7 protein-coding genes are annotated in these 2,761 nt (G+C 40.1%); 1 reads left to right on the forward strand and 6 read right to left on the reverse strand.

All coding sequences use genetic code 11. From position 1 onward, the window contains the following. From BO26_RS18205 to BO26_RS18230, 6 genes are all read right to left on the reverse strand, one after another. On the reverse strand, positions 1-755 hold a 755-nt coding region (locus tag BO26_RS18205; protein WP_236637585.1), incomplete at its 3' end, for a DNA adenine methylase. A 4-nt stretch (positions 756-759) separates the two neighbouring features. Then, the gene (locus tag BO26_RS22465) at positions 760-981 is read right to left on the reverse strand and encodes a TraR/DksA family transcriptional regulator (RefSeq protein ID WP_036773976.1); all 222 of its coding nucleotides are present in this window, start codon (positions 979-981) and stop codon (positions 760-762) included. Next, complete coding sequence (locus BO26_RS18215) at positions 974-1,168, reverse strand: DUF2732 family protein (protein WP_036773977.1); 195 nt, start codon at positions 1,166-1,168, stop codon at positions 974-976. The genes BO26_RS22465 and BO26_RS18215 overlap by 8 nt, the downstream gene beginning before the upstream one ends. A 73-nt stretch (positions 1,169-1,241) precedes the next feature. Beyond that, entirely contained in the window at positions 1,242-1,601 is a 360-nt protein-coding gene (locus BO26_RS18220) for a DUF5347 family protein (protein WP_036773979.1), read from the reverse strand. 143 nt (positions 1,602-1,744) lie between these two features. Continuing rightward, entirely contained in the window at positions 1,745-1,951 is a 207-nt protein-coding gene (locus BO26_RS18225) for a hypothetical protein (protein ID WP_036773982.1), read from the reverse strand. 10 nt (positions 1,952-1,961) lie between these two features. Next, a complete protein-coding gene (locus BO26_RS18230; RefSeq protein ID WP_036773983.1) occupies positions 1,962-2,252 on the reverse strand; it encodes a Cox family DNA-binding protein in 291 nt (96 codons plus the stop codon). Between the two features lie 196 nt (positions 2,253-2,448). Here BO26_RS18230 and BO26_RS18235 point away from each other — a divergent pair, with 196 nt between their 5' ends. After that, positions 2,449-2,742: a helix-turn-helix domain-containing protein gene (locus tag BO26_RS18235; protein WP_036773984.1), complete on the forward strand. Its 294-nt coding sequence runs from the start codon at positions 2,449-2,451 to the stop codon at positions 2,740-2,742. Positions 2,743-2,761 lie beyond the last annotated feature (19 nt).

Below are 2,761 nucleotides of genomic sequence, written 5' to 3' on the forward strand. Positions count from 1 at the left end.
GCAATGGTGCGTGGTGCTTCGATTTCATGGATAGTGAACCCCAGATCGGCATAAAGTTCTTTGGCTTCAATGGAGTTGGACACTATGACAGGAACGCCCAATAACTCATTGAGCTGTTTCAGAGAAATCGCCAGATCCTGATGGTCATGATGAAGAAAGCCAGTTTTGCAATACTGCGTGAAATTAACGCCGTTGGTGAAATAAGGCGGATCGCAATAAACCACATCCCCAAAATCAACCAGTTGCAGTATTTCGCGCCAATCAGCACAATGAATAGAGGCAATCTTGGATTTCTCAGCAAACGCCAATATTTCTACTTCGGGAAAGTAAGGTTTTTTACAATTCCCAAAAGGCACATTGAATTCACCTTTTGAGTTATAACGACACAGGCCATTAAAGCAATGCCGGTTTAGAAATAAAAATACTGATGCGTGCCATATTTGTGATTTATATTTTTTATCATCAGAATTAAATAAACCCCTCAGACAATAAAACCCATGTTCACTATTAAAATACGAAAACCAGTCTTGCGCAGCATTTATAAATCCATCACAATTTTCTTTGATGCACTGATACATATCAATTAAGTCGCTATTAGCATCCGCAATTAAATACGCATCATATTGCGTATTCATCATTACAGAACATGAACCTGCGAACGGTTCAACCAACCGTTGACCTGCTGGTAGATGGGGCAGCAATTTATCCATAATGCGAATTTTAGAGCCTGCCCATTTCAAAATAGTTTTATTCACCAATTCATATACTCCGATAATGCTTCTGTTTCAGTTCAAAAACTTCCTGACATGCGACGCAGCGAATGACTCCGGCGATACTCATCCGGCGTTCCACAGGGATAGGTTGGTCGCACTCTTCACATTCAAACGCAGAGACACCGACGGAGCGGTTTACATGCTCTGATATTCTGCGCTCTAGCGTTTTCTCAGCATGTTGGCAAGCATGGTCGATTTCCCTAGACACTCTCCAGCTCCCGTGCTTCGAGTTCTATTTTCTCGGCTTCACTGTTCAACAATGCAGATGACGCGGCGTAATCCAATTTCTTTGCCACAATATGCGCCGCGATTTTTAACAGACGTGAAGAAGAACGCTCGGCTAATATCTTGCGTTCGTCTTCTCTATTTCTTTTAATTAATTGCTCTATATTCATTTTTTATTTCCTATTTTTAGGCAATAAAAACCCCTGCGAATTTACGCATTAATTTCTTAGATTATGCTTTAAATTAATATTGGGTTGATTTTGGCAATGCCAATTTATCTGGCAATATAGATGCCACAGCCCGAAGTTGATTAATTGCCAGTATTAATGAACGCCGTTCCTCTATTGTTAACTCCTTAAACTTGACGTGATAACGCTCTTTATCAAAACCTGCCAAGTGAAAAATCAAATGCAAAACCCGTTCATTGTTTCTAATGCGGTTATTTGTACGATCGCGCATAGTTTCAATGAAATCTGCCAATTTGTTATTATTTTCTTTATCATCACAAAAATACCGATTACGCGCCTCAGAGGCTTTATTGAGACCATCGATTTTCTCATCCAGTGTTAAGACAACAGCACGGCACGGTTCTGTATTTGCCATTTTATCACCTATAAATAAAAACTAATAACGGGGTTAATATCACAGTTACCAAACCAATTACCGAAATCATGAAATATTTGTAATGATCCGTCTTTTTGAAATCATCACCAGTTAATTTATATTTATGCGTAATTTTCATTAATTCATTCATTGATTTCTCTCCCGTAAAGCTGCCTTGCAAAACTGATAGCCTGCTCTTTTGAATCGAATTGACCATAAGAGTATTCGCCATCACTGACCTGATATCGGGTAATGTGATCTACGGCGTTCTTGCGTAAAGGTCGAATAAGTAATTTTCCAAATTTTACCCGTCCCTTTCTATATTCCTCTAGTGCCGGTATTTGAGTCATAGCACCCACCTTACAATCCAACCCACAATAACCACGCATCACGTAATTCTTTGGGACGGTTCAAATATGCATCACGCATTCCTCTATTAAACTCAGGTAAATAAACCCAGTTTTCTCCACGAGTTTTTACTCCCTCTGGCGCCTCTGGTATCTGCCACGGAATAATTGGTAATTTACTCTTGTCAATCATTCCCTTAACAGCACCCGGAGTTTTGCCTATCAGTTCAGCAAACTTCTGATAGGGCACTGCATCAACTGGATAATAAACCTGCATGTACCCATCTGAATTTTTTTCCATCACTCATCTATTTCCTTTCTATAACACTCAGTAGTGGTCAATTAAGAACCTCGTAATTTCCCAACTCGTTTGCTAATCTGGCTAGACCAAACGCCTATAGTCGCTCCTAACAGCATCTTTAGGGGTTTTCATGCCTTAAAAGGTCTTAAATATGGAACCTTTTGAGGGAGTTTAGTCTTAGAAATGGAACCTGTCAACTATGGATATGTCACAAAAAATTCGGGCTATACGTAAGGCCGAAGGACTTACACAGATGAAGTTTAGTGAATTAACAGGCATTGCCTTAAGCACTCTAAAAAACTACGAAGGTGAGCACACCGCGCCTGGATTAAGTACCGTCCTACAAATTACCAATCACCCCAAATTTGAAAAATACACACTCTGGCTAATGACGGGAAAGATTGCCCCAGAATCTGGGCAAATTAGCCCAACTCTCTCCCCTGATGGTGTAGACATCAAAACGTCACACCACTCAGACCGGAAAACTGGCTAACACTACATGAGGAATTAAT

Origin of the sequence: Photorhabdus australis DSM 17609, from assembly GCF_000711895.1 — a bacterium.
Taxonomy (GTDB): domain Bacteria; phylum Pseudomonadota; class Gammaproteobacteria; order Enterobacterales; family Enterobacteriaceae; genus Photorhabdus; species Photorhabdus australis.

Coding starts and splice junctions, on each gene's coding strand:
- BO26_RS18215 (WP_036773977.1), bottom strand. CDS start 1,168: ATGAATATAGAGCAATTAATTAAAAGAAATAGAGAAGACGAACGCAAG.
- BO26_RS18225 (WP_036773982.1), bottom strand. CDS start 1,951: ATGACTCAAATACCGGCACTAGAGGAATATAGAAAGGGACGGGTAAAA.
- BO26_RS18235 (WP_036773984.1), top strand. CDS start 2,449: ATGGATATGTCACAAAAAATTCGGGCTATACGTAAGGCCGAAGGACTT.
- BO26_RS18220 (WP_036773979.1), bottom strand. CDS start 1,601: ATGGCAAATACAGAACCGTGCCGTGCTGTTGTCTTAACACTGGATGAG.